We start from the raw sequence: 22,571 nt of genomic DNA, 5'->3' as shown, positions 1-22,571 counted from the left end.
GGGGTGTGCGCGGAGCGGGGCAGGGGCGGGGTGGTGCGGGTCATCGCCGGGTGCGGGTGGGTGGGGGCTGAGCGCGCCCACGCGGCGGAGCCGCACATCGGCACAGCCCCGCGCCCCCAGGAACCTAGGTCCGCACCAAAAGCTGGAACTCGAACGAATAGCGCGTCGGGCGGTACGTGTGTGTGCCGTATTCCACTGCTCGGCCCGTGTCGTCGAACGTGACGCGTTGCATGGTGAGCAGGGGCGCGCCGGTCTCCTCCGCCAGGCGGTCCGCCTCCTCCTTCGTCGCCGCCCGGGCGCCGATGGACTGGCGGGCGCTGTGGAGGGTGATGCCGGCCGCTCGCATCAGGCGGTAGAGGCCGGTGGCCTCCAGCTGGCCGGTGTCGAGGTCGATGAGACCGGGGGGCAGGAAGTTGCAGAGGTAGGCCATGGGCTCGCCGTGAGCGAGGCGGAGGCGTTCCACGCGGTGCACGTCGCTGTCCTCGGCGACACCGAGTGCGGCGGCGACCTCGGCGGAGGCGGGCTCGAGCGTGTTGACCAGGACCTTCGTGGCCGGGCGCTGGCCCGCCGCCTCCAGGTCGTCGTAGAGGCTGCTGAGCTCCAGCGGGCGCTTGACCTGGCTGTGCACGACCTGAGTGCCCACGCCGCGGCGGCGGACGAGGAGGCCCTTGTCGACGAGCGACTGGATGGCCTGGCGGACGGTCGGCCGGGACAGGCCGAGCCGGGCCGCGAGTTCGATCTCGTTGCCCAGCAGGCTGCCGGGGGTCAGCGTGCCGTGCTCGATCGCTGCCTCCAACTGCTGGGACAGCTGGAAGTACAACGGCACGGGCGAGCTGCGGTCCACGCTCAGCTCCAGCTGCACGGTCGGGTCCACTCCTGGTTTCGGCACGGGCCGAGCGTAGCTCCGTGCGTTGTTGACGGGAAGTTGTGTAGTCAGATTGTCCGGACAAACAGATTGACAGGGGCGGGCTGTGGACGCACTTTGTTTCCATGCGCATCGGGGTCATCGGGACGGGCCGTATCGGCACCATCCACGCGAACACGCTCAGCCGGCACCGCGACGTCGGGTCCTTGATCCTCACGGACGCGGACCCCACACGGGCCCAGGATCTGGCGCACCGGCTGGGTGAGACCGCGGCGCCGGGCGTGGAGGAGATCTTCCGCTGGGGGGTCGACGCCGTGGTGATCACGACCAACACGTCCGCCCACGCCGAACTGATCGGTCGGGCAGCACGCTCGGGCCTGCCGGTGTTCTGCGAGAAACCCATCGCGCTGGACCTGCCGGGGACCCTGAGCGCGATCGCCGAGGTCGAGACGGTCGGGACGGTCCTCCAGATGGGCTTCCAGCGCCGCTTCGACACGGGCTACACGGGCGCCCGCGAGGCCGTGCGGTCCGGCAGGCTGGGGCGGCTGCACACCGTCCGGGCGCTGACCAGTGACCAGTCGCCGCCGTCCGCCGCGTGGCTGCCGCTGTCCGGCGGGCTGTACCGGGACACCCTGATCCATGACTTCGACGTGCTGCGCTGGGTGACGGGCCGGGAGGTGGCCGATGTGTACGCGGCCGGGTCCGACGCGGGGCCGGCGATGTTCCGCGAGGCCGGCGACGTCGACACCGCCGCCGTGCTCCTCACCCTCGACGACGGCATGCTCGCCACGATCACCGGCTCGCGGATGAACGGGGCCGGGTACGACGTGCGCATGGAGCTCGCCGGGGAGCTCGACCAGATCGTGGTCGGCCTGGACGACCGCACGCCGATCGCGTCCACCGAACCGACCGGGCCGCCGGCCGCCGACAAGCCCTGGACGGGCTTCCTTGAGCGCTTCGGACCGGCCTACGAGGCGGAGCTGAACGCGTTCGTCGAGGTGGTCCGGGGCGAGCGGGCCAATCCCTGCGACGGGCGCGAGGCGCTGCAGGCCCTGCGTATCGCCGAGGCGTGCGAGCTGTCGCGCCGGGAGCGCAGGGCGGTGCGTCTGGCGGAGATCCCCGGCGGGGCCGCCCAGACGTTCGCGTGACGGCGGACCCGTACGACGACGACCGGGCGCCGGGGGTCAGTGCCCCTCGCGTTCCTCCGCCTCGCCCTCCAGAAGCCCCGCGTCGTACGCCAGCAGCGCGATCTGCACCCGGTTGTTGAGGTCGAGCTTGGCCAGGATGCGGGAGACGTGCGTCTTGACGGTGGCGACGCTCATGAAGAGGCCGGTGGCGATCTCGGCGTTGGCCAGGCCCCGGCCGACCGCCACGGCGACCTCGCGCTCGCGGTCGTTGAGGACGGCCACGCGGGCACGCGCGCGTGCGCGGCGCGTGTCGGCGGCGGTGCCGGCCGCGTGCCGCATCAGCTGACGGGTGACGCCGGGCGACAGGACCGGGTCGCCGGCCGCGACCCGGCGCACCGCCGCGACGATCTCGGTGGGCGGGGTGTCCTTGAGGACGAAACCGGCGGCGCCCACGCGCAGCGCCCGCAGCACCTGTTCGTCGGCGTGGAAGGTGGTGAGCACCACCACCTGCGGGGCGTCCTCGCGGGCGCGCAGCCGCTCCGTGGCCGTGAGACCGTCCACCGTCGGCATCCGGATGTCCATGAGCACGACGTCCGGGCGGGTGCGGTCGACGAGCGCCTCCACCTCGCCGCCGTCGGCGGCCTCCCCGACGATCTCGATGTCGTCGGCGCCGCCCATCATGAAGGACAGCCCGGCCCGCACCAGCGGATCGTCGTCGACGAGGAGAACTCTGATCGCAGTCATGGGCGTTACGTAATCACGGCCGTGGTCAGGCGCGCAGGGTCACGCCGTACAGGGCGCGCAGGCGGCGGATCTCCCACCAGACCACCGCCGTCACCGAGGCGGGGCCGCCGAGGAAGGCGAGGGTCTGGATCACCGGCGGGCCGGGCGGCAGACCGCCCGCGACGATGCTGATGACCGCGAACTCCCACACCAGGGTGCCGGTCAGCAGGGCGGGGAGCGCCGCGTGCACGGACGAGGTGTTGAAACCGGTGCGGATGGCCGGGCCGGTGGCGAAGCCGATGAAGAACAGGAGCCAGACCAGGGGCAGGGCCGCCGCGAGGATCAGCCAGGGAGCGGGTTCCGACACCCCGGCGGAGGGCGCCCGGTCGCGGCCGAGCAGGATGATCGCCCCGCCGAGCAGCGGAAGGGCCGTCACGGCGCCGACGTACCACCCGGCCGACCGCAGGGCGGCCCGCACGCCGGCGCGCATCGCCGACCGCCGCTCCGCCGACGCCCAGCGGAAGAGCAGCGCGATCACCACGGGCGCGCTCAGCAGCAGCAGCGGCGGGGTGACCGCCAGCCGCATCATGTACTGCTCCTGGGCCTCGGCGACGTCCTCCGGTTTGCCGTAGACGGCGAGCAGCATCAGGGACATGGCGGCCGCGGTCCAGGCCCGTACCTTCTGCACGCGCGTGACGTGCCGGTCGTCGACGGCTCGGTGCCCGTGCCGCGGGAAGAGCCGGTGGGCCCGGTTGCGGGCCGAGCGCGCGAACGCGTAGCCGACCACGAGCGGCAGGAACGCGAACCAGGTGCACGGGGCGAGCAGCACCAGCCACAGGCAGCCGGAGGTGTTCGAGCGCCCCTGCCGCAACAACTGGCGCAGCGAGGGCCATTCGCCACCACGCGGACCACCCGGCGCCGGACCCGGCCCAGGCCCCGGATGGGGCTGCGGTGGATACGGATAGGGGTGGGGATGGGGATGGGGATACGGCTGTGGCTGCGGGTAGCCGTACGGTGCCGGGCCCGGCTGGGGCGGTACGTAGGGGCCCGCGGCCGGAGGCGGCGGGTACGGTCCCCCGGCCGGCGGGCCCGGCGGCTGGTACGGGTTGGCGGGTCCCCCGAAACTCACGTGGTGTTCCTTCCGTTACTCGCGGTGCTGAAGGCGGCACCAACATCAGCCATCTCCGCAGTCAAGTCAACTGACTGCGGCGCGAGGGGCGGGCGTTGGACACCGCCGGCCCGTCACGCCCACGGCAGCCAGGCCCGCACCTCGAAGCCGCCCTGCGGCGTGTGCCCGTGCTCCAGGCGGCCGCCCGCCAGGGTCGCCCGTTCCGTCAGGCCGATCAAGCCCTGGCCGGAGCCGGGTACGGGAGGCACCTCGCCCTCGGGGGGCGGATTGCGCACGGAGACGGTGAGGCCGTCGCCCGGTGCGCCGGTGACGGACACCGTGACCTCCGTGCCGGGCGCGTGCTTACGGGCGTTGGTCAGGCCCTCCTGGACGATGCGGTACGCGGTGCGGCCGACGGAGGAGGGGACGGCGGCGGGGTCGCCGACGCACTGGTCCGAGGAGACCTTCATACCGGCCTGGCGGGACTCGGCGACCAGCGCGTCCAGCGCCCCGAGGGTCGGCTGCGGCCTGCCCGTGTCGTCGGGCTCGTCCGCCCGCAGCACGCCGATGATCTCCCGGAGGTCCTGGAGGGCCTCGCGCGCGCTCTCCCGGATCACGCCCGCCGCCCGCGCGGTCTGCGCCGGGGGCGCGTCGGGCCGGAACTCCAGGGCCCCCGCGTGCACACTGAGCAGTGTCAGCCGGTGGGCGAGCACGTCGTGCATCTCCCGCGCGATGGCCTCGCGGGCGAGCCGCTGCGCCTGCTCGGCCCGCAGCCGCGCCTCCGTCTCGGCCCGCCGGGCACGGTCCCTGAGGCTCAGCATCAACTGCCGCTTGGCCCGTACGAACATGCCCCAGCCGACGATCGCCACCGTGAGCAGCACGGCGAAGACCACGCTCACCGGGTAGGAGACGTCCGCGTCGGGGCGCAGCCAGTAGAACAGCGGGACCAGCGCCACGTTGACGCCGCCCACCCAGGCCACGTACCGGAAGGGGCGGTGCACGGCGAGCGTGAACAGGGCGATCACGCCCGCACCGCCCGCGGTGTCCGAGACGAAGGTGACGGGAGTCAGCGCCACGGCGAGCCCCAGCGGCCAACGGCGGCGCAGCCAGACCGCCGCGCAGGCCAGCGCGCCGATCACCTGGTCGACGACGGCCAGTCCCTCCGGGACATGGGGGTTCTCGGTGAGCGCCTCCAGAGCGACCACCCCCACCACCACGGCGAGCAGGAAGCAGCAGAAGTCGACGAGCCAGTCGCGCGCGGTGCGCCGGGGCCGCCGCCCGCCCCGTTCGGTGTCGGGGTCGAGTTCGTGCAGCAGGGCGGAGGGGATGAACCATCTGCGCCCGGTGAACAGCGAGGGCGTCTCCCCCGGCGGCACCGGGGCGGCCTGCCTCGCGTTGTCACCTCTCACGGTCGACGAATCTACGCAGTCCGGTTCCGTTCCACCGCTTCCCGGGCGGGATCGTCGACCAAAGTCGTCACACCGGAGACTTTCGACGGGGCCGTCCGGGCCCGGACGGGGACTTCGGTTCCCGGATGTCCGCCCCGCGGCCGACGCGGGTGGGGGGTCCGCGGGGCGAGGCTCGTGGCATGAAGCAGGTACTGGAGATTCTCGGCTTCCTCGCCCTGGTCCAGGGCGTGGCGGGCCTGGTGCACGAGTTCACCGACTGGGACTGGGGGCTCGTGCAACGCCTGGGGTTCCTCGACGGCTACGAGATCTACGCGAGCGTCACTCTGCTCGTGCTGGGCGTCGCCCTGTTCGCGGCGGCCGGGAGCCGGAAGTCCGTCTGAGCGTCCGGGCGGACTTCCGGCCCGCGTTCACCGAAGGGGCCGTCCGGCTCAGCAGCCGTAGTCGACCAGGTCGAACGACTCGTAGTGGTCGGCCGTGTAGTAGTCCTCCTGGTTGTCCTCACCGGTGACGATGCGCCGCGCACCGCGGTTGGAGGAGCCCGGGGTGATGACCGTGTACTCGTGGTAGTACCCGGTCGACTGCTGGGGCAGGATGCCTTCCCGGTTCTGGAAGACGGTGCCGTCCTGGTCGAACGGGTAGGGGCCGCCCTGCTCGATCAGGTCGAGCGTGTCGTGGGCCTGGGACGGCAGTTTGCTGTAGCAGATGTCACCGACGGCGGTGGGGGCCGCGTCGGCCGTGGTGGCGGAGACGGTCCCGCCGATGAGGAGAGCGGACACAAGGGCGGCTGCTGCGCCGAGCCGCGAGGCGCGTGGGGGGAAATTCATGCGCTCATGATGACGCGCGTAGACAGTGGCATGTCAATGTCAAGGGCGGAGATTTTCCCGTCAAGTCGGATGAGTTTGCGGGAAGTTAACCTTGCTCCGGAAGTTTGTACTCCCCGTACTCCGGGCGGCCCGCCAGGTCGTACGTCTGCATCGAGACGCCCGCACCGGAGACGCTCCCTCCCCTGTGCCGGAACGCGGTCGGTACGGCACCCTCCGGGAACAGCCGGAACCCGGTGCCGAGCACGACCGGGAAGGTCAGCAGATGGAGGGTGTCGACGAGGTCGAGCGACAGCAGGGAGCGGACCAGAGCGCCGCTGCCGTGCACCTGGACCTCACCGTCGGTGCGCTCCTTCAGGGCGGTGACCTCCTCGGCGAGGTCCCCCGGGAGCACGGTGGTGCCCGCCCAGTCGGGGTCGCTCAGGGTCGAGGAAGGGACGTACTTCGGCAGGGAGTTGAGCTTCGAGGCGACCGGGTCGGCCGGGTCGGTCACCTTCGGCCAGTACGAGGAGAAGATGTCGTACGTACGGCGCCCGAGCAGGAAGACCGCCGGGCGTGCGAAGACGTCGTTGACGAACCGGCCGAAGTCCTCGTCGGCGTACCAGAAGCTCCAGCCGCCGTGCGGGAAGTCCCCGCGGGTGTCCTCCTTCGGCCCGCCGGGGGCCTGATAGACGCCGTCGAGGGTGACGAAGAGGGTGGAGACGAGCTTGCCCATGGCGGGTGCCTGCCTTTCCGGAACGAAGAGGGTCCGTTGTCATGGGTTCAGACCCCGCGGGCACCCGCAACTCATCGCTGGGCCGTACGCCACGCGCGCGTGCCGCCGTGGACCTCGATGTCCGTTCGCCGCCAGCGCCGCCGTCGGGCGGCCGCTGGGATGGAGACATGACTTCACAAGGAACTTCTCAGGCGACTTCGCGAGCGGCTTCTCGGGAGACCCTGCACGGCAAGGTGGCTCTCGTGACCGGCGGGAGCCGTGGCATCGGCGCGGCGACGGCCCTGCGGCTGGCCCAGGAGGGCGCGGACGTGGCCGTCGGCTATGTGAACGGCAAGGAGGCGGCCGAGGACGTCGTACGGGCCGTGGAGGCGCTGGGGCGCCGAGGGGTGGCGCTGCGCGCGGACGCCGCGGACGCCACCGACGCGGCCGAAGTGGTGGACGCGGCGGCCGAGGCGCTGGGCAGGCTCGACGTCTTGGTCAACAACGCCGGGGTCGGGGTTCTCGGACCGCTGGAGACGCTGTCCCTCGAGGACGTCGACCGGGTCCTCGACATCAACGTACGGGGGGTCTTCCTGACGTCCCGGGCGGCCGCCGCGTGGCTGCCCGAGGGCGGGCGCATCATCACGATCGGCAGTTGCATCGCACAACGCGTGCCGGGGCCGGGCGGAACTCTCTACGCGATGAGCAAGGCGGCCCTGGCCGGTCTGACCAAGGCCCTGGCCAGGGAGCTGGGCGGGCGCGGGATCACGGCGAACCTGGTCCTCCCCGGCCCGATCGACACGGACATGAATCCGGCGGACGGTCCCCATGCGGAAGGCCAGGCGGCGATGACCGCGCTGGGGCGGTACGGGACGGCGGACGAGGTGGCGTCGATGGTCGCCTACCTCGCGGGGGCGACGTATGTGACCGGTGCGGAGTTCTCGGTGGACGGCGGGCACGCGGCGTGAGGCACATGGGGCGCACCGGTGCTGTCAGGCCGGTGCGCCCCATGGGCCGGGGTCGACCTCAGCCGCCCAGCTCCTGGTGACGCGCCGCGAGACGCCTCGCGCCGTCCTCGGTCAGGGAGCCGAACAGACGCAGCCGGGAGATGCCGCCGTCCGGGAAGATGTCCACGCGCGCGTGCGTGCCGACGGCCGGTTCCGGGAGGACGAAGCGGTGGTTGGTGTCGGGCTGGAGGCGGGTGCGGGGCAGGATCTCGCGCCACTCGCCGTCCTCGCCGTCCCGGACCGACACAGACGCCCAGCCGGCGCTGTTGCCCTTGAGGTAGGCGGTGTCGATCTCCAGGGCGCGGATCCGCGCCTGGGAGGCCAGCCGGTAGCGGATCCAGTCGTTGCCCTGGTCGCGGCGGCGCCGGGTCTCCCAGCCGTCGTCCATCTTGCGGGAGCGGCCCGGCTGGATGGTGTTGGAGGCGGGCGAGTAGAAGAGGTTGGAGGCGTCCTCCGCCTGCCCGCCATTCTCCAGGGCGACGACGTCGAAGGTGCCCAGCGTCTCCAGCCACGCGGGGTCGGGGACGACCTCGCCGTACACGCGCAGGCGTGCGATGCCGCCGTCGGGGTGCTGGTTCACCCGCAGGTGGGTGAAGCGCTGCTCGACCGCGACGGAGAAGCCGTTCGCCGCGTGGCCGCCGACCGGGGTGCGCGGGACCAGGGTCGTCCACTTCACATCGTCCCCGAGAAGTTCCTCAGGCGACGGGGAGCCCGGCACGGAGGTGCCCTCGACCGACACGGCCTGCGGGTAGTTGCCGCGGAAGTGGGCCGTGTCGACGACGATCCCGCGGATCACCCCGGGCGCGCCGAGACGCACCAGTGCCCAGTCGTGGTCCTCGGCGGTCGGCCACGGGTGCCCGGCGGAGGCACCGCGCCGCCGCCGCGTCTCCCAGCCGTCCATGATCTTGCCCTTGTGCCCGAAGTGCTCGGGGTCGAACTCGGCGGGCTCGGGCACCAGCAGGTTCTCGCGCTGGGCGAAGAACTCGTCGTTGGCGGCGATGACACCGGCTCCGAGGCGCCGGTCGGCGAGGTCGGCGTACTGGGTGAAGGGGAAGTCGGCGGTGCGGTAGTCCGCGTACGGGTCGCCGCCTCCGTAGGGGTTCGAGTCGCCGGTGAAGCTGGGAATCGACGTCACGGGATGGGTGCCTTTCGGGAGTCGGCCGGGGATGCGGGTGCGGGGAGGTCTACGGGTGCCGTGTGAGGAGTCGGCCCTTCGGCTCGGTGAACTCGCCGTCCACGACGATGCGCCGGCCGCGCAGCCAGGTGGACTTCACGACGCCGTACAGGGTCTTCCCCGAGTACGCCGTGACGTGGTTGCGGTGCTGGAGGGCCACCGGGTCGACGGTGAAGGTCTCGTCGGGCGCCAGGACGGCGAAGTCGGCGTCGCGTCCCGCCGCGATGGCGCCCTTGCGGGTGTCGAGCCCGACCAGTTCGGAGGTCCGCGCGGACATCCAGCGGACCACGTCCTCCAGGCCGTGACCGCGTTCGCGGGCCTCCGTCCACACCGCCGCCAGGCTCAGCTGGAGTCCGGAGATGCCGCCCCACGCCGTCGCGAAGTCGTCCGTCTTGAGGTCGGCGGTGGACGGGGAGTGGTCGGTGACGACGCAGTCGATGGTGCCGTCGGCGAGCGCCTGCCAGAGCAGGTCCTGGTTGGCGGACTCGCGAATGGGCGGGCAGCACTTGAACTCGCTGGCGCCGTCGGGGACTTCCTCAGCGGTGAGGGTCAGGTAGTGGGGGCAGGTCTCCACGGTGAGGCGGACACCCTCCGCCTTCGCCTCGGCGATCATCGGCAGGGCGTCGCTGGAGGACAGGTGCAGGATGTGCACGCGCGCGTGGAGGGCCTTCGCCTCGCGGATGAGCTGGGCGATGGCGGTGTCCTCGGCGTCCCGGGGGCGGGAGGCGAGGAAGTCGGCGTAGCGGGGGCCGGGCCGCTGCGGGGCGGAGGCGAGCAGGTGGGGGTCCTCGGCGTGCACGATGAGCAGTCCGTCGAGGGCGGCGATCTCGGCCATGGTGCGGGCGAGCGGGTCGCGGTCGAGGTGCGGGAACTCGTCCACGCCGGACGGCGACAGGAACGCCTTGAAGCCGAAGACGCCGGCCTCGTGCAGCGGACGCAGGTCCTTGACGTTGTCGGGCAGCGCGCCGCCCCAGAAGCCGACGTCGATGTGCGCCTTGTCGGCGGCGACCCGCTGCTTCGTACGCAGGTGCGCGACGGTCGTGGTCGGCGGGAGGGAGTTGAGGGGCATGTCCACGAGCGTCGTGATGCCGCCGGCCGCCGCGGCGCGGGTGGCGGTCCAGAAGCCCTCCCACTCGGTGCGGCCGGGGTCGTTCACGTGGACGTGGGTGTCGACCAGGCCGGGCAGCAGGACGTGGTCGCCCAGATCCTCCAGGCGGGCGCCCTCCGGCACGGGTGTGTCGTAGGGAAGGACGGCCGTGATCGTGCCGTCGGCGACCGCGACGGACGCGGCACGCGTCCCCTCGGGAGTGATGACACGCGTCGAGCGAAGCACCAGTTCAGCGTCGGACACCCGAACCCCTTACTTCCACCTACCGGAATTCAACTTTCTGTTGAAGGAGTTTCACTCCCTCTCCCATGCCAGTCAAGGGCACACTGGACTTGGGCGCCTTTCACGTGGCCACTCCTGGACGTTTCCACAAAGCGGAATTAAACTTCCAGCACGCAGAACGTAGCTACGTACGAGCGGGGAGTCAACCGACTGCCGGGTAGGCTTCTGCTCTTCCGCCGCCAGCCCCGAAAGGAACGCGCCGTGCCGACGTCCAGCGCCAGCACCACCGACTCCGCCCGGTCCTCCGCCAACGGCGGCGTACAGTCCCTGGAGCGCGCCTTCGACCTGCTCGAACGGATGGCGGACGCGGGCGGCGAGGTCGGCCTGAGCGAGTTGTCCGCGAGCAGCGGGCTGCCCCTGCCGACCATCCACCGCCTGATGCGCACCCTGGTGGCCTGCGGGTACGTACGTCAACAGCCGAACCGGCGGTACGCGCTCGGTCCGCGCCTGATCCGTCTCGGCGAGTCGGCCTCCCGGCTGCTGGGCACCTGGGCACGGCCCTACCTCGCCCGGCTGGTCGAGGAGACCGGCGAGACGGCGAACATGGCACTGCTGGACGGGGACGAGATCGTCTACGTCGCGCAGGTGCCCTCGAAGCACTCGATGCGCATGTTCACGGAGGTCGGCCGGCGCGTGCTGCCGCACTCCACGGGCGTGGGCAAGGCCCTGCTCGCGAGCTTCCCGGCGGAGGAGGTGCGCGCCCTGCTCCACCGCACGGGCATGCCCGCCGCGACGGAGAGGACGATCACGACGCCGGACGGGTTCATCGCCGCACTGGAGGACGTACGCCGGCAGGGCTACGCGATCGACGACAACGAGCAGGAGATCGGGGTCCGCTGCCTGGCGGTCTCGGTACCCGACTCCCCCACCGCCGCGGCCATCTCCATCTCCGGCCCGGCGGGCCGGGTCACGGAGGCGGCGACGGACAAGATCGTGCCGGTGCTCCAGCAGGTCGCCGCCGAACTGTCGGAGGCCCTGGTCAACCAGAGCCCCGCATCATGACGGGAGCCTGACCGGCCCCGCCGCCACACCGACCGGCTCCGCGCGGGCGGTCCGCGCCGCGCTCGGCGGCCCGGGTGCCGGGCAGGATTCAGGGGCGGCCGGAGCACCGGCGTGGAACGCCGGCTGCGGCTCGCAGGCGACGCCCGGCGACCCCGGTCCCGTACGGCGCGTCCTGGCGGCGCGCGGAACCGACGACGCGCCCGCGCGGCGCGTCAGCCCTCGCCGCGCACCGGCCCCCCGAAGAGGTCCACGGCCCGGCGGACCTCCGACAGGCCGGGGGACAGCGCGCTCACCGAGCCGATCGCGCCGGCGATCAGCAGCAGGGAGCGGCGCAGCCGCGGAATCTCGGGGATGCCGGCGACGGCCATCGCGTCCAGCGCGGCCAACTCCTCCTCGGCGATGACCCGGTCGGCGAAATCGCCGGGATGGGCGGCGAGCCGGCGGCGCAGCCCGGACACGGCGGAGCGGAGCTCCGTCACGCGCGGGTCCTCGTCGCCGCTGGTCACAGGCCCCTGCCGCTTCTGCTCCACGCTTCGCAACACAGTCCTCCCCCTCGCACCTCGTCGTGCGCGTGCCATTCCGACGCGAAGTCCCCCACACCGGGCACCGGCCGGACGCCCGGACGGTCGGTGCGGGCGAGATTAAACGACAAGGCCCACCAGGCGCCAGTCCATTGCGTCATCGACTTGCTCCGCTGCGTGACTTCTCGGCCCGAGATCGTGCGGTATGCAGGATCCATGACGACTCGTAAGACGCCGGGAGAGGCGCGAGAGGTTGCCGGGGTGCTGCTCGCCGCGGGCGGCGGGCGACGACTCGGAGGGCGACCCAAGGCACTGCTCCTCCATCGGGGACGGCCGCTCGTGGAGCACGCGGTGCGGGTGCTGCGGGAGGGGGGTTGCACACGGGTCCACGTAGTACTGGGCGCCCGGTCCGAAGAGGTGCGCGAACGGGCCGCCCTGCCGGGCTGCGTCCTCGTCGACAACCCCGACTGGGAGCAGGGCATGGGCACATCCTTGCGGGCCGGGCTCGACTCACTGGCCGGTACGGGCACCCGGGCCGCCCTGGTCTCGCTCGTCGACCAGCCCGGCATCGGCCCGGAGGCGGTGACCCGGGTCCTCCGGGCGCACCAGGGCGAGGAATCGCTGGTGTCGGCCGCGTACGACGGGGTGCGGGGTCATCCGGTCCTGTTCGGCGCCGCCCACTGGGCGGGCATCGCCGCGACTGCCACCGGGGACCGGGGGGCACGCGCCTACCTGAGGGAACACGAGCCGGCGATCACGCTGGTCGAGTGCGGGGACGTGGCCCGGCCCTTCGACATCGACACCGAGGCCGATCTGGCCCACCTTGAGTGAGCGGGGTGGCACGGAGCGCCACCTTTCCTCGATCCGAAGAGTCTCGACGTCAACACACGATTGAACTTCCACTATGAGGAAACTAGTATCCACAGTTCAGAAGCGCCCGAGGGCTCCACGGGCGCCGAACCCCGTACCCGGGAAGACTGGCACCCGGTGCCGCACCGCAGGCTCGTCTTCGTAGCTCGCTGAAGGAAGTGACCGTTCATGTCCGCACCAGCGCCGTCACCGCTGGCCATCGTCGACGCCGAGCCCCTGCCGCGGCAGGAGGAGGTCCTCACCGAAGCGGCGCTGGCCTTCGTGGCCGAGCTGCACCGGCGGTTCACGCCCCGGCGTGACGAACTCCTCGCCCGCCGCGCCGAGCGCCGCGCCGAGATCGCCCGCACCTCCACCCTCGACTTCCTCCCGGAGACCGCCGCGATCCGCGCCGACGACTCCTGGAAGGTCGCCCCGAGTCCGGACGCCCTGAACGACCGCCGGGTCGAGATCACCGGCCCCACCGACCGCAAGATGACCATCAACGCCCTCAACTCCGGCGCCAGGGTGTGGCTCGCGGACTTCGAGGACGCCTCCGCGCCCACCTGGGAGAACGTGGTCCTCGGCCAGGTCAACCTGAGCGACGCCTACACCCGGAACATCGACTTCACGGACGAGAGGTCCGGCAAGTCGTACGCCCTGAAGGCGAACGAGGAACTCGCCACGGTCGTCATGCGCCCGCGCGGCTGGCACCTGAACGAGCGTCACCTCGTCGACCCGGACGGCACCCCGGTGCCCGGCGCGCTGGTCGACTTCGGCCTGTACTTCTTCCACAACGCCGAGCGCCTGCTGGGCCTCGGCAAGGGCCCGTACTTCTACCTCCCCAAGACGGAGTCGCACCTGGAGGCCCGCCTCTGGAACGAGGTCTTCGTCTTCGCCCAGGAGTACGTCGGCATCCCGCAGGGCACCGTCCGCGCCACCGTCCTCATCGAGACGATCACGGCCGCGTACGAGATGGAGGAGATCCTCTACGAGCTGCGCGACCACGCCTCCGGGCTGAACGCGGGCCGCTGGGACTACCTCTTCTCCATCGTCAAGAACTTCCGTGACGGCGGAGCGAAGTTCGTCCTCCCGGACCGCAACGCGGTCACGATGACGGCCCCGTTCATGCGCGCCTACACCGAACTCCTCGTCCGCACCTGCCACAAGCGCGGCGCACACGCGATCGGCGGCATGGCGGCCTTCATCCCGTCCCGCCGGGACGCGGAGGTCAACAAGGTCGCCTTCGAGAAGGTCCGCGCCGACAAGGACCGCGAGGCGAACGACGGTTTCGACGGCTCCTGGGTCGCCCATCCCGATCTGGTGCCGATCGCCATGGAGTCCTTCGACAAGGTCCTCGGCGAGAAGCCCAACCAGAAGGACCGGCTGCGCGAGGACGTCGACGTCAAGGCGGCCGACCTGATCGCCGTCGACTCGCTCGACGCCAAGCCCTCGTACGCGGGTCTGGTCAACGCCGTGCAGGTCGGCATCCGTTACATCGAGGCCTGGCTGCGCGGGCTCGGCGCGGTCGCGATCTTCAACCTGATGGAGGACGCGGCCACCGCCGAGATCTCCCGTTCGCAGATCTGGCAGTGGATCAACGCGGAGGTCGTCCTCGACAACGGTGAGCAGGTCACCGCCGAGCTGGCCCGCAAGGTCGCCGCCGAGGAACTCGCGAACCTCCGCGCCGAGATCGGCGACGAGGCCTTCGCGGCCGGCAACTGGCAGCAGGCGCACGACCTGCTGTTGACGGTCTCCCTCGACGAGGACTACGCCGACTTCCTGACTCTGCCGGCGTACGAGCAGCTCAAGGGCTGACGCACGGAGAGAACCGCTAGCGCTCCGAGTGGCCCAGGGTCTTTCCCGGGGCCACTCGGTCGCGTACGGCCTTCTTCACGGCGGTCGGTTCGGGGAAGCCCTGCTCGCGCCTGTCCCAGACGACCTCCTCGCCGACGCGGACGACGAACACGCCGCCCGTGCCCGGCTTCAGCGCCAGTTCCGTCAGCTCCGCCTCGAAGGTCGTGAGCAACTCCTGCGCCAGCCACGCCGCTCGGGGCAGCCAGCGGCACTGGGTGCAGTACTCGATCTCGACACGGCCACTCATCCGAGGTGCACCGACCAATCCTGTTGGGCCGCGGGTTTGCCGTGCAGGTCGGGGACCTGCTTGAGCCACGCGGGGCGTCCTTGCCGGGTTCTCGCCGCGCGGACGGCCTCCTCGGCGGCGAGTTCCTCCCGGGTGGGGAAGCCGGTGGGCAGCCAGGCCCCGGAGGACCGCACGCGCGCGTGGAGGTACGTCACATACGCCTCGCGCGCCTCGTCCGGGCCGGCGAAACCGGGCTCCTGGGCGAGCCACGCGTCGGGGACCTCCGCGAGGATGCCGCGCAGCAGTTCCTCGGTCACCCGCGGAGCCAACTCGGCGTCGGCGGCCCGCACATCGGGCCCGTAGTGGCCGAGGGCGTGGTGCCGGAAGTCGTAGGCCCTGGCCGGGTCGGCGCCGTCCCAGCGGTGGTGGAAGACGAGAGCGGCGCCGTGGTCGATCAGCCACAGGCGCGGGGGCGCGACGCCCAGCGTGGGCCAGACCATCAGGTTGGAGCTGTGGACCGTACGGTCGACGTTCACGGTGAGGGCGTCGAGCCAGACGACCCTGCCCGCCTCCAGGGGGTCGACGGGGAAGACCGAGGCGATCTCCGGCGTGAGGTCCCGGGCGCCCGGCAGATAGTCCATGCCGAGATTGACGCCCGCGCTGGCCGCGTGCAGGTCCCGCACCTCCTGGTGCGGCTCGCTGTCGGCGATCTCCGGGTCGAAGCGCACGAGGACCAGCTCCGGGAACCGCAGCCCGAGGGCGCGGGCCAGTTCGCCCACGATCACCTCGGCGACGAGGGCCTTGTGGCCCTGCGCGGACCCGGTGAACTTCACGACATAGGTGCCGAGGTCGTCCGCCTCGACGACGCCGGGGACGGAGCCGCCGGATCGCAGGGGTTCGACATAGCGGGTCGCTGTGACCTCTCTCAGCATTTTCCCAGGTCACCCACTTCACGCACGCACATCATGAAGTGAGCATAGTAACCGAGGGCGAAAGGGCGCCTGACCTGGGCCGAGGCCCGCCAGGCGCCCCCCGTTCGCCGTCCCGTCACCCGCCCGCGGTCCGCCGACTCGACGACTGCATCTGCTCATCGAGGTTCTGGGCGAACTGCAGCCAGGTCTCCGCGTACTGGCGCGCCAGATTCATCACCAGGGCACCGCAGTGCGGCGGGACCGCCGCGGTGAGATCGGACCACTGCTGCATACCGACCGCGTTCTGGTGCAGCAGGCGCAACAGGTTCCGCCCCTCCTCCTTGTGGCGCAGGGACGGGTCGCGCAACAGCTTCTCCAGCACGTCGTGGGGATCGCTGTCGAGCATGTCGTCCGTGCGTCCGGAACGCAGTGAGCGCACCACTCCGGCGATCTGGGCCGCCTTGTCGTGGTGCGCTCTCCGTCCGTCTCCGACGACCGGGGTCTCTCCGGCCCGCAACCGTCTTCGGACATCGCTCACGGTCGCCGGAGAGAGTCCCGCCAGACGCGCGATCTCGCGCAGCGAGGCGTCCGGGCGCTCGGCGATCAGCTCCGCCGCCCGCTTGCGCCCCTCGTCACTGCTGAGCGGACGGACCTTGCCGTCCCTGCCCACTCTCGCGTGCAGTTGCAGCACACCGTCGGACTGCCGACGGATGACGGCCACGGTCTTGGCTCCGAGACCGGAGGCGCGCGCGACCGCCCGGTCCGACAGATGGGGGTGCGACTTGACGATCTTCGCCGCCGCGGCCCGCCGGTCGGCCTGCGAGAGCGGCAGGCCGTGTGTCACGTTCGCCTGCACAGCACACAGAAACGCGTCCTCGGCGCTGCCCTCGAAAAACTCCACACTGATGACCTGCTGCCCCCTGACAAAGGCAGCCATCAGGCGGTGCATTCCGTCGATGACGTGCATGGTGCGACGGTCGACGAGAATAGGCGGAAACGGTCCTTCCATTTCCGCCAGGCGTGCCACGTGCTCCGCGTCCGGCCCTCGCGACCGCAGAGAGATGCCCGGCATGATCGAGGATATGAGGACGTCCTCCACCGCTGGTGGTTTCTTCGCGCGTTTCATGGGCGTCGTCGAGCCGGTGCCCCGGGCGGCGGCTCCGGCGGCGGCCGCTCCGGCTAAGCTCGCGACCGCGGAAACGTGAGAGACGCCGATCATCTGATTCATTCTGCCACCCCGTTGATTGACAGCTCACAGAACCTGACATACGCCGTGACCGGACGCACCCCGACCGACGGAATAGAGAATTCCGCTCATCTCGCCCCGTCATGAGATGCTGCCCGCGCCTTACCGCCAATGCTCACGCGTCACTCTGGTCATTGTCGAGCCCTTAGTTGCAGGAACACGACATTCACAGGATCCATGACGATCGTTTTACTTCGGATTTCTCACCGGCCGGCTAGGCGCCCCCGCCCGGCGCGATCAGACCCGTCTCGTAGGCGAAGACGACGGCCTGGACGCGGTCGCGCAGGTCCAGCTTCGACAGGATGCGGCCGACGTGGCTCTTGACCGTGGTCGGGCTCAGGAACAGCCGGGAGGCGAGTTCGGCGTTGCTGAGACCTGTGGCGAGCAGTCGGAGCACCTCCAGTTCACGCGGGGTCAGACCCGAGAGGTCGCGGTGCGGGGCGAGGGTCTGCGGTTCGTCGGGCTGGGCGAAGCGCTCGATCAGCCGGCGAGTGATCGTGGGCGCGAGAAGAGCGTCGCCGGACTGCACCATGCGCAGGGCGGACACCAGGCGTTCCGGGGTGACGTCCTTGAGCAGGAAGCCGCTGGCGCCTGCCATGAGCGCGGCGTAGACGTAGTGGTCGAGGTCGTAGGTGGTGAGGATGATGACCCGGGTCTCCTGCGGGCCGTCATCGCCGAGGATGCGCCGGGTGGCCTCGATGCCGTCCATCTCCGGCATCCGGATGTCCATGAGGACGACGTCGGGCCGCGTGCGGCGGACCGCTGCCACGGCCTCGGCCCCGTCAGCCGCCTCGGCCGTCACCTCGATGCCGTCCGCAGCCAGGATCATCTTGAAACCGGTGCGTACGAGAGCCTGGTCGTCGGCGATGACGGCGCGCAGCGGCGGCCGGTCCCCGGTCATGCCGCACTCCTCGGGATACGGGCAGTGACCTGATAGCCGCCGTTCGGCGTCGGACCGGCCGTCAGTTCGCCCTGGTAGACGGCCAGCCGCTCCCGCAGCCCCATGTGGCCGCGGCCGTTGCTCTCCACCGGCGGGGAGTCCTTCGCGCCCCCGGTGTCCGTGACCTCGATCTCCAGGCAGTCGTCGGTGTAGCCGACGGCGACGGACGCCTCCGCGCCGCGTGCGTGCTTGATCGTGTTGGTCAGCGCCTCCTGCACGACGCGGTACGCCGCGAGGTCCACTCCCTGCGGCAGCGGGTCCGGCGGCAGTGACACCCCGACGCTGACCGGCGTCCCGGCCGCGCGTACCCGTGCGACCAGCGCGTCGAGCTGCGCTAGCCCGGGCTGCGGCTCCAGACCGTCGGGTCTCTCGTGGTCCGGAGCCGCCAACAGGCCCATCACATGGCGCAGTTCGGCCATGGCGGCCCGACCGCCCGCCTCGACGGCCAGTAACGCCTCCTTGGACTGTTCGGGCACCACGTCCATCACTTTGCGGGCCGCGCCCGCCTGGATCACCATCACACTCACATTGTGGGTCACGACGTCGTGCAGTTCGGCGGCAATGCGGGCACGCTCCTCCGCGACGGCCCGGCGCATGGCCTCCTCCTGAGCCTCCTGCAGCTCGGTGACCCGGTCCCGGCTGGACGCCAGCCGCAGTTGCAGGAAGCGGACGAGGCTGGCCAGCATCCCGGCCACGAGCAGCACGAAGCCCGGGCTGGACCAGCCCGGGAGCAGAGGGTCGGCGTGGCGGAAGGCGAAACCCGAGAGCGCGGCGGCCATCACCAGCACGGCGATCGCCAGTATCCGGTAACGGCTGTACACGATGGCGCTGTAGGCACTGACGACACAGGCCAGGACGGTGATCCAGGAGGCGGAGCCGCTGATGGCCAGGGCCGCGCCCAGCACCGTCACGAACATGGCCAGCGGGTATCGGCGCCGGAGTGCGAGCGGCAGCGTCGACAGGACGACCAGGGCCCAGGGCACGGGGGGAGTCTCCTCCTCCACGGGTGGTGCCTGATCGGGGCCGGGTGGCGGGGGCGGAGCCGGGACCCCGGTCCCGACGTCGACCTTGGGAGGGGTCAGGTCCGCCGGACCGTTGCCCGGATACCGCACCGCGACGAACAGGGCGACGGCGGTCAGTACGACCGCCAGCACCACATCGACGCGCACCGCCCGCCTGGACTGCGGGGCGGTCTTCGCCTCGGGGCGCAGCGCTTCGATGAGCTGTTGGTGCCGGCTGCGCCGGCCTTCCGTCTCCATCCGCCCATTGTGATGCGCTCCGCGTCCGGTCCGCGTCCGCCTGTCTGATCAGGGCATTGTCCCCTGGGCCTACTCCTCAGGTAGGACTCCGCGGCAGGATCATCCGCTGGGAGGGCCCGATGTTGGTTCCGCGGCCGACGCGCCCTTCGGGCGGCAGCCTCTAGGTTCACAGAGTCGGCAACGGCATGTGCCTCTCGCGACTGTAAGGACGGACAACCCGCATGAATCAAGTGATCGAGTTGGAAGGTGTGGCGAAGCGCTACGACACCGCCGGCGCGCCGGCGCTCGGACCGCTCACGCTCAGCGTCGCCAGGGGTGAGGCCCTTGCCGTGACGGGCCCTTCCGGCAGCGGCAAGTCCACATTGCTGAACCTCGTCGCCGGTCTGGACAAGCCGACCGACGGCGCCGTGACCGTCGCCGGGCGACGGATCGATCAGCTGAGTGAGCACGCCCTCGCCAAGTTCCGTCGCGAGCACATCGGCATCGCCTTCCAGTTCTTCAATCTCCTCGACGACCTCACCGTCACCGACAACATCCAGCTCCCGGCCCAGCTGACCGGGACCGGCCGGCGCGCGGCCGCGGCCCGCGCGGGTGAACTCATGGAGATGCTGGGCATCCAGAAGCACGCCCGCGCCTACCCGGGGCGCCTGTCCGGCGGTGAACGCCAACGGGTCGGTGTCGCCCGGGCGTTGATCAACCGGCCCGAACTGCTGCTCGCCGACGAGCCCACCGGTGCGCTCGACTCCGCCTCGGGTCACGACGTCCGCAATCTTCTGCTGGATCTGCACCGCGGTGGCCAGACCATCGTGCTGGTGACGCATGACCTGGCGCTGGCGGAGGCGTGTGCGAGCCGCACGATCCACCTGGTCGACGGTCACCTCGCCCTCGACACGCACGCGCAGGCCGTCCGATGAGCCTTTTCGGTAACGGCGCGATGGGCCGGGTCGTGCGCTCGGGGGTGGGCCGGCGGCGGGTGCAGACGCTGGTGATCGCCGTGGCCACGATGATGGCCGTGGCCTCGGCCGTGGTCGCCGGAGCGCTGATGGTCGCCGCGGCCGCTCCCTTCGACGACGCCTTCAAGAAGCAGCGGGGCGCGCACATCACCGCGCAGTTCGATCCGGCCGAGGCGAGTGCGGCGCAGCTGGCGCAGACCACGAAGCTGGCCGGTGTCACGGCGAGCGCGGGACCGTACCCGTCCACGGCCTTCCGCCCGGTGGACCGGTCGGGTTTCCGGATGCCGACGCTGACCCTGGTCGGTCGGTCCGGCCCGGACGCCGACGTCGACCGCGTGGAACTGAAGTCCGGCCGGTGGGCGCAGAAGCAGGGCGAGATCGTGGTCGACGCCTCCTTCCAGGGCCCCTCCATCGAGATCGGCTCCACCCTCAAGGCATCGGACACCGCGAACGCCCCGGAACTTTCGGTCGTCGGCTTCGCCGTGTCGGTCGGCAAGTCCGCCGATGCCTGGGCGACCTCGGCGCAGGTCGACGCGCTGGCGGCGCTGGGCAACCCCGTCACGCGTCAGATGCTCTACCGCTTCGACTCCGCGGACACGAGGGAACAGATCCTCGCCGACCGGAAGAAGCTCGCCGCCTCCGTGGAGTCCGGGGCACTGCTGGGTACCCAGTCGTGGCTGGACACCAAGCGCGCCGCGGATCAGGGAGCGGCGGCGACCGTCCCGTTCGTGATGGCTTTCGGCGTGCTCGGCATCGTGATGTCGGTGATCATCGTCAGCAGTGTGATCAGCGGTGCGGTCGGCACCAGTCTGCGCAGGATCGGCATCCTCAAGGCCATCGGCTTCACTCCGCGCGAGGTCGTCCGTGCCTACGTGGCCCAGGCGCTGATCCCGGCCGGGGTCGGCATCGCCCTGGGCGTCGTGCTGGGCAACCTCCTGGCGGTGCCGCTGCTGGCGGACACGGAGTCGGTCTACGGCAACGTCTCGCTCTCGGTGGCCTGGTGGGTGGATGTCGCGGTGCCGGCCGCCGCGTTGCTCGTCGTGTGGCTCGCGGCGCTGATTCCCGCACGGCGCGCCGGACGGCTGAACACGGTCGAGGCCATCGCGGTCGGCCGGGCGCCCCGCCCCGGGCGCGGGCAGTGGGCACACCGGGCGATGGGACGGCTGCCGCTGCCGCGGCCGGTGACCTACGGGCTCGCCACTCCCTTCACGCATCCGGTGCGTGCCCTCGCGATGCTGCTCGCGGTGGCGTTCGGCACGGTCGCGGCGACCTTCGCGGTGGGACTGACCTCCTCCCTGAACGAGGTCGGCAAGTCGCAGGACCCCGAGAGCCGAGCCGCGGTCACGGTCTCGACAGTGAAGCTGAGCAACATCGCTCCCCCGCCACCGCCTCCTCCTGTGGGGGGCGGCGTGGCAAGCCCGTCTCCCGTCACCAGCAGCCCGGCCGGCACGTCCAAGCCCAAGGTGGCCGACCCGGCGAAGGTGCGGGCCGCCGTCAAGTCCGAGGCGGGACTGGAGTCGTACTACGGCAAGCTCCAGACCGAGGTCGCCGTGGCCGGGGTCTCCGGCTCGGTGGAGGCCAGCCTCTACGAAGGCGACTCGCGCTCCGGCAGCTACGAGATGCTGTCGGGGCACTGGATCACCGGCAAGGGCCAGGTCGTGGTACCCAGCCGATTCCTGGAACGGACCAGCACCAAGGTCGGTGACACGGTGCGGATGACCTTCGAGAAGGAGACCGCCGACCTGCGGATCGTGGGTGAGTCCTTCGACACCTCGGGCAATGAGCTGGAGATCCACGCGGACATGGCCAACTTCCCGTCGGCCGAGCCCGATACGTTCCTCGTCGAGGTGAAGTCCGGCGTCGCGGCCGACGAGTTCGCCCGGAAGCTCGCGGCGGTGGTGCAGCCGCTGGGCGGTGACGCCACGACCGTCGCGGCATCGGAACAGAGCGGCGTCATCCTCATCATGGACGCGATGGCGGTGCTGCTCACCCTCATGCTCATCGCCGTGGCAGGCCTCGGCGTGCTCAACTCCGTCGTCCTGGACACCCGCGAACGCGTCCACGACCTGGGCGTCTGCAAGGCGATCGGCATGTCGCCGCGGCAGACCGTGAGCCTGGTGCTCGCCTCGGTGACCGCGATCGGCGTGATCGGCGGGCTCCTGGGCGTTCCGGCGGGGTACCTGCTGCACGGCGTCGTCATGCCGGTGATGGGGCGCGCCGTGGGCACCGGCATGCCGTCGCCGGTCCTCGATGTGTACGGGCCGGTCGAGCTGGTCCTGCTGGGGCTGGGCGGCGTCGTGCTGGCGATGCTGGGCGCGATGATCCCGGCCGGCTGGGCTGCCAGGGCCCGTACGGCCACGGCCCTGCGCACCGAGTAGCGCCAGGCGGAACGCACGCCGCCTGTACGGACAGCCCGGCCCTCATCGGGCCGGGCTGTCCTTGCCGCTGGGCGGATCGGGCCTCTACTCATCGGCAGCGGCCCGCGGCATCAA

At 71.3% G+C, this 22,571-nt stretch carries 22 protein-coding genes; 8 read left to right on the top strand and 14 right to left on the bottom strand.

Features of this window, described 5'->3' with window-relative positions:
• Nucleotides 1-124 precede the first annotated feature (124 nt).
• Nucleotides 125-862: a GntR family transcriptional regulator gene (locus ACZ6I3_RS26430; protein ID WP_469418049.1), complete on the bottom strand. Its 738-nt coding sequence runs from the start codon at nucleotides 860-862 to the stop codon at nucleotides 125-127.
• Between the two features lie 128 nt (nucleotides 863-990).
• Between ACZ6I3_RS26430 and ACZ6I3_RS26425 the strand changes: the two genes are divergently transcribed.
• Nucleotides 991-2,013 (top strand): Gfo/Idh/MocA family protein, encoded by a 1,023-nt coding sequence (locus tag ACZ6I3_RS26425; protein WP_469417904.1) that lies wholly within the window; start codon nucleotides 991-993, stop codon nucleotides 2,011-2,013.
• A 36-nt stretch (nucleotides 2,014-2,049) separates the two neighbouring features.
• Here ACZ6I3_RS26425 and ACZ6I3_RS26420 read toward each other — a convergent pair whose 3' ends face one another.
• The 3 genes from ACZ6I3_RS26420 to ACZ6I3_RS26410 form a co-directional block, all read right to left on the bottom strand.
• Entirely contained in the window at nucleotides 2,050-2,736 is a 687-nt protein-coding gene (locus tag ACZ6I3_RS26420) for a response regulator transcription factor (RefSeq protein ID WP_469417903.1), read from the bottom strand.
• A 25-nt stretch (nucleotides 2,737-2,761) separates the two neighbouring features.
• On the bottom strand, nucleotides 2,762-3,844 hold the full coding sequence (locus ACZ6I3_RS26415; protein WP_469417901.1) for a hypothetical protein: 1,083 nt from the start codon (nucleotides 3,842-3,844) through the stop codon (nucleotides 2,762-2,764).
• 113 nt (nucleotides 3,845-3,957) lie between these two features.
• Nucleotides 3,958-5,232: a sensor histidine kinase gene (locus ACZ6I3_RS26410; RefSeq protein WP_469417900.1), complete on the bottom strand. Its 1,275-nt coding sequence runs from the start codon at nucleotides 5,230-5,232 to the stop codon at nucleotides 3,958-3,960.
• A 179-nt stretch (nucleotides 5,233-5,411) separates the two neighbouring features.
• Between ACZ6I3_RS26410 and ACZ6I3_RS26405 the strand changes: the two genes are divergently transcribed.
• A complete protein-coding gene (locus ACZ6I3_RS26405) occupies nucleotides 5,412-5,612 on the top strand; it encodes a hypothetical protein (RefSeq protein WP_215117650.1) in 201 nt (66 codons plus the stop codon).
• 48 nt (nucleotides 5,613-5,660) lie between these two features.
• Here the strand turns inward: ACZ6I3_RS26405 and ACZ6I3_RS26400 are convergent, their stop codons facing one another.
• Nucleotides 5,661-6,056: a guanyl-specific ribonuclease gene (locus ACZ6I3_RS26400; RefSeq protein WP_469417898.1), complete on the bottom strand. Its 396-nt coding sequence runs from the start codon at nucleotides 6,054-6,056 to the stop codon at nucleotides 5,661-5,663.
• A gap of 85 nt (nucleotides 6,057-6,141) precedes the next feature.
• Nucleotides 6,142-6,768, bottom strand: a complete 627-nt coding sequence (locus tag ACZ6I3_RS26395) for a dihydrofolate reductase family protein (RefSeq protein WP_469417896.1) — start codon at nucleotides 6,766-6,768, stop codon at nucleotides 6,142-6,144.
• A 167-nt stretch (nucleotides 6,769-6,935) separates the two neighbouring features.
• Here ACZ6I3_RS26395 and ACZ6I3_RS26390 point away from each other — a divergent pair, with 167 nt between their 5' ends.
• Nucleotides 6,936-7,715 carry an SDR family oxidoreductase gene (locus ACZ6I3_RS26390; RefSeq protein ID WP_469417894.1) on the top strand — a complete coding sequence of 260 codons (780 nt, stop codon included), beginning with the start codon at nucleotides 6,936-6,938 and terminating at the stop codon, nucleotides 7,713-7,715.
• Between the two features lie 58 nt (nucleotides 7,716-7,773).
• Here the strand turns inward: ACZ6I3_RS26390 and alc are convergent, their stop codons facing one another.
• Both alc and allB read right to left on the bottom strand, forming a co-directional pair.
• The gene (gene alc, locus ACZ6I3_RS26385; RefSeq protein WP_469417892.1) at nucleotides 7,774-8,889 is read right to left on the bottom strand and encodes an allantoicase; all 1,116 of its coding nucleotides are present in this window, start codon (nucleotides 8,887-8,889) and stop codon (nucleotides 7,774-7,776) included.
• Nucleotides 8,890-8,938: 49 nt separating this feature from the next.
• Nucleotides 8,939-10,279, bottom strand: coding sequence for an allantoinase AllB (allB, locus tag ACZ6I3_RS26380; RefSeq protein WP_469417891.1), 1,341 nt, complete (start codon nucleotides 10,277-10,279; stop codon nucleotides 8,939-8,941).
• Between the two features lie 240 nt (nucleotides 10,280-10,519).
• Between allB and allR the strand changes: the two genes are divergently transcribed.
• Nucleotides 10,520-11,320, top strand: a complete 801-nt coding sequence (allR, locus tag ACZ6I3_RS26375) for an allantoin degradation transcriptional regulator AllR (RefSeq protein ID WP_469417889.1) — start codon at nucleotides 10,520-10,522, stop codon at nucleotides 11,318-11,320.
• 212 nt (nucleotides 11,321-11,532) lie between these two features.
• Here the strand turns inward: allR and ACZ6I3_RS26370 are convergent, their stop codons facing one another.
• Nucleotides 11,533-11,826: a DUF5955 family protein gene (locus ACZ6I3_RS26370; protein WP_454360584.1), complete on the bottom strand. Its 294-nt coding sequence runs from the start codon at nucleotides 11,824-11,826 to the stop codon at nucleotides 11,533-11,535.
• A 231-nt stretch (nucleotides 11,827-12,057) separates the two neighbouring features.
• Here ACZ6I3_RS26370 and ACZ6I3_RS26365 point away from each other — a divergent pair, with 231 nt between their 5' ends.
• Entirely contained in the window at nucleotides 12,058-12,672 is a 615-nt protein-coding gene (locus tag ACZ6I3_RS26365) for a nucleotidyltransferase family protein (RefSeq protein ID WP_469417887.1), read from the top strand.
• A gap of 207 nt (nucleotides 12,673-12,879) precedes the next feature.
• Nucleotides 12,880-14,505 carry a malate synthase A gene (aceB, locus tag ACZ6I3_RS26360; RefSeq protein WP_469417885.1) on the top strand — a complete coding sequence of 542 codons (1,626 nt, stop codon included), beginning with the start codon at nucleotides 12,880-12,882 and terminating at the stop codon, nucleotides 14,503-14,505.
• 16 nt (nucleotides 14,506-14,521) lie between these two features.
• Here the strand turns inward: aceB and ACZ6I3_RS26355 are convergent, their stop codons facing one another.
• From ACZ6I3_RS26355 to ACZ6I3_RS26335, 5 genes are all read right to left on the bottom strand, one after another.
• On the bottom strand, nucleotides 14,522-14,791 hold the full coding sequence (locus ACZ6I3_RS26355; protein WP_468183565.1) for an Rdx family protein: 270 nt from the start codon (nucleotides 14,789-14,791) through the stop codon (nucleotides 14,522-14,524).
• On the bottom strand, nucleotides 14,788-15,702 hold the full coding sequence (locus tag ACZ6I3_RS26350; RefSeq protein ID WP_469417883.1) for a HipA family kinase: 915 nt from the start codon (nucleotides 15,700-15,702) through the stop codon (nucleotides 14,788-14,790). Before ACZ6I3_RS26350 ends, ACZ6I3_RS26355 begins: the two co-directional genes overlap by 4 nt.
• Nucleotides 15,703-15,817: 115 nt before the next feature.
• Complete coding sequence (locus ACZ6I3_RS26345; RefSeq protein ID WP_469417881.1) at nucleotides 15,818-16,909, bottom strand: transcriptional regulator; 1,092 nt, start codon at nucleotides 16,907-16,909, stop codon at nucleotides 15,818-15,820.
• Between the two features lie 232 nt (nucleotides 16,910-17,141).
• Nucleotides 17,142-17,828, bottom strand: a complete 687-nt coding sequence (locus ACZ6I3_RS26340) for a response regulator (RefSeq protein ID WP_469417879.1) — start codon at nucleotides 17,826-17,828, stop codon at nucleotides 17,142-17,144.
• A complete protein-coding gene (locus ACZ6I3_RS26335; RefSeq protein WP_469417877.1) occupies nucleotides 17,825-19,126 on the bottom strand; it encodes a sensor histidine kinase in 1,302 nt (433 codons plus the stop codon). Before ACZ6I3_RS26335 ends, ACZ6I3_RS26340 begins: the two co-directional genes overlap by 4 nt.
• Before the next feature lie 221 nt (nucleotides 19,127-19,347).
• Here ACZ6I3_RS26335 and ACZ6I3_RS26330 point away from each other — a divergent pair, with 221 nt between their 5' ends.
• Both ACZ6I3_RS26330 and ACZ6I3_RS26325 read left to right on the top strand, forming a co-directional pair.
• Nucleotides 19,348-20,040 carry an ABC transporter ATP-binding protein gene (locus ACZ6I3_RS26330; RefSeq protein WP_469417875.1) on the top strand — a complete coding sequence of 231 codons (693 nt, stop codon included), beginning with the start codon at nucleotides 19,348-19,350 and terminating at the stop codon, nucleotides 20,038-20,040.
• Nucleotides 20,037-22,457 (top strand): ABC transporter permease, encoded by a 2,421-nt coding sequence (locus ACZ6I3_RS26325; protein ID WP_469417874.1) that lies wholly within the window; start codon nucleotides 20,037-20,039, stop codon nucleotides 22,455-22,457. Before ACZ6I3_RS26330 ends, ACZ6I3_RS26325 begins: the two co-directional genes overlap by 4 nt.
• Nucleotides 22,458-22,571 lie beyond the last annotated feature (114 nt).

Source organism: Streptomyces sp. NPDC041940, from assembly GCF_055589465.1.
The sequence above is the reverse complement of the archived record's forward strand: the minus strand, read 5'-3'. Positions and strand labels throughout refer to the sequence as shown.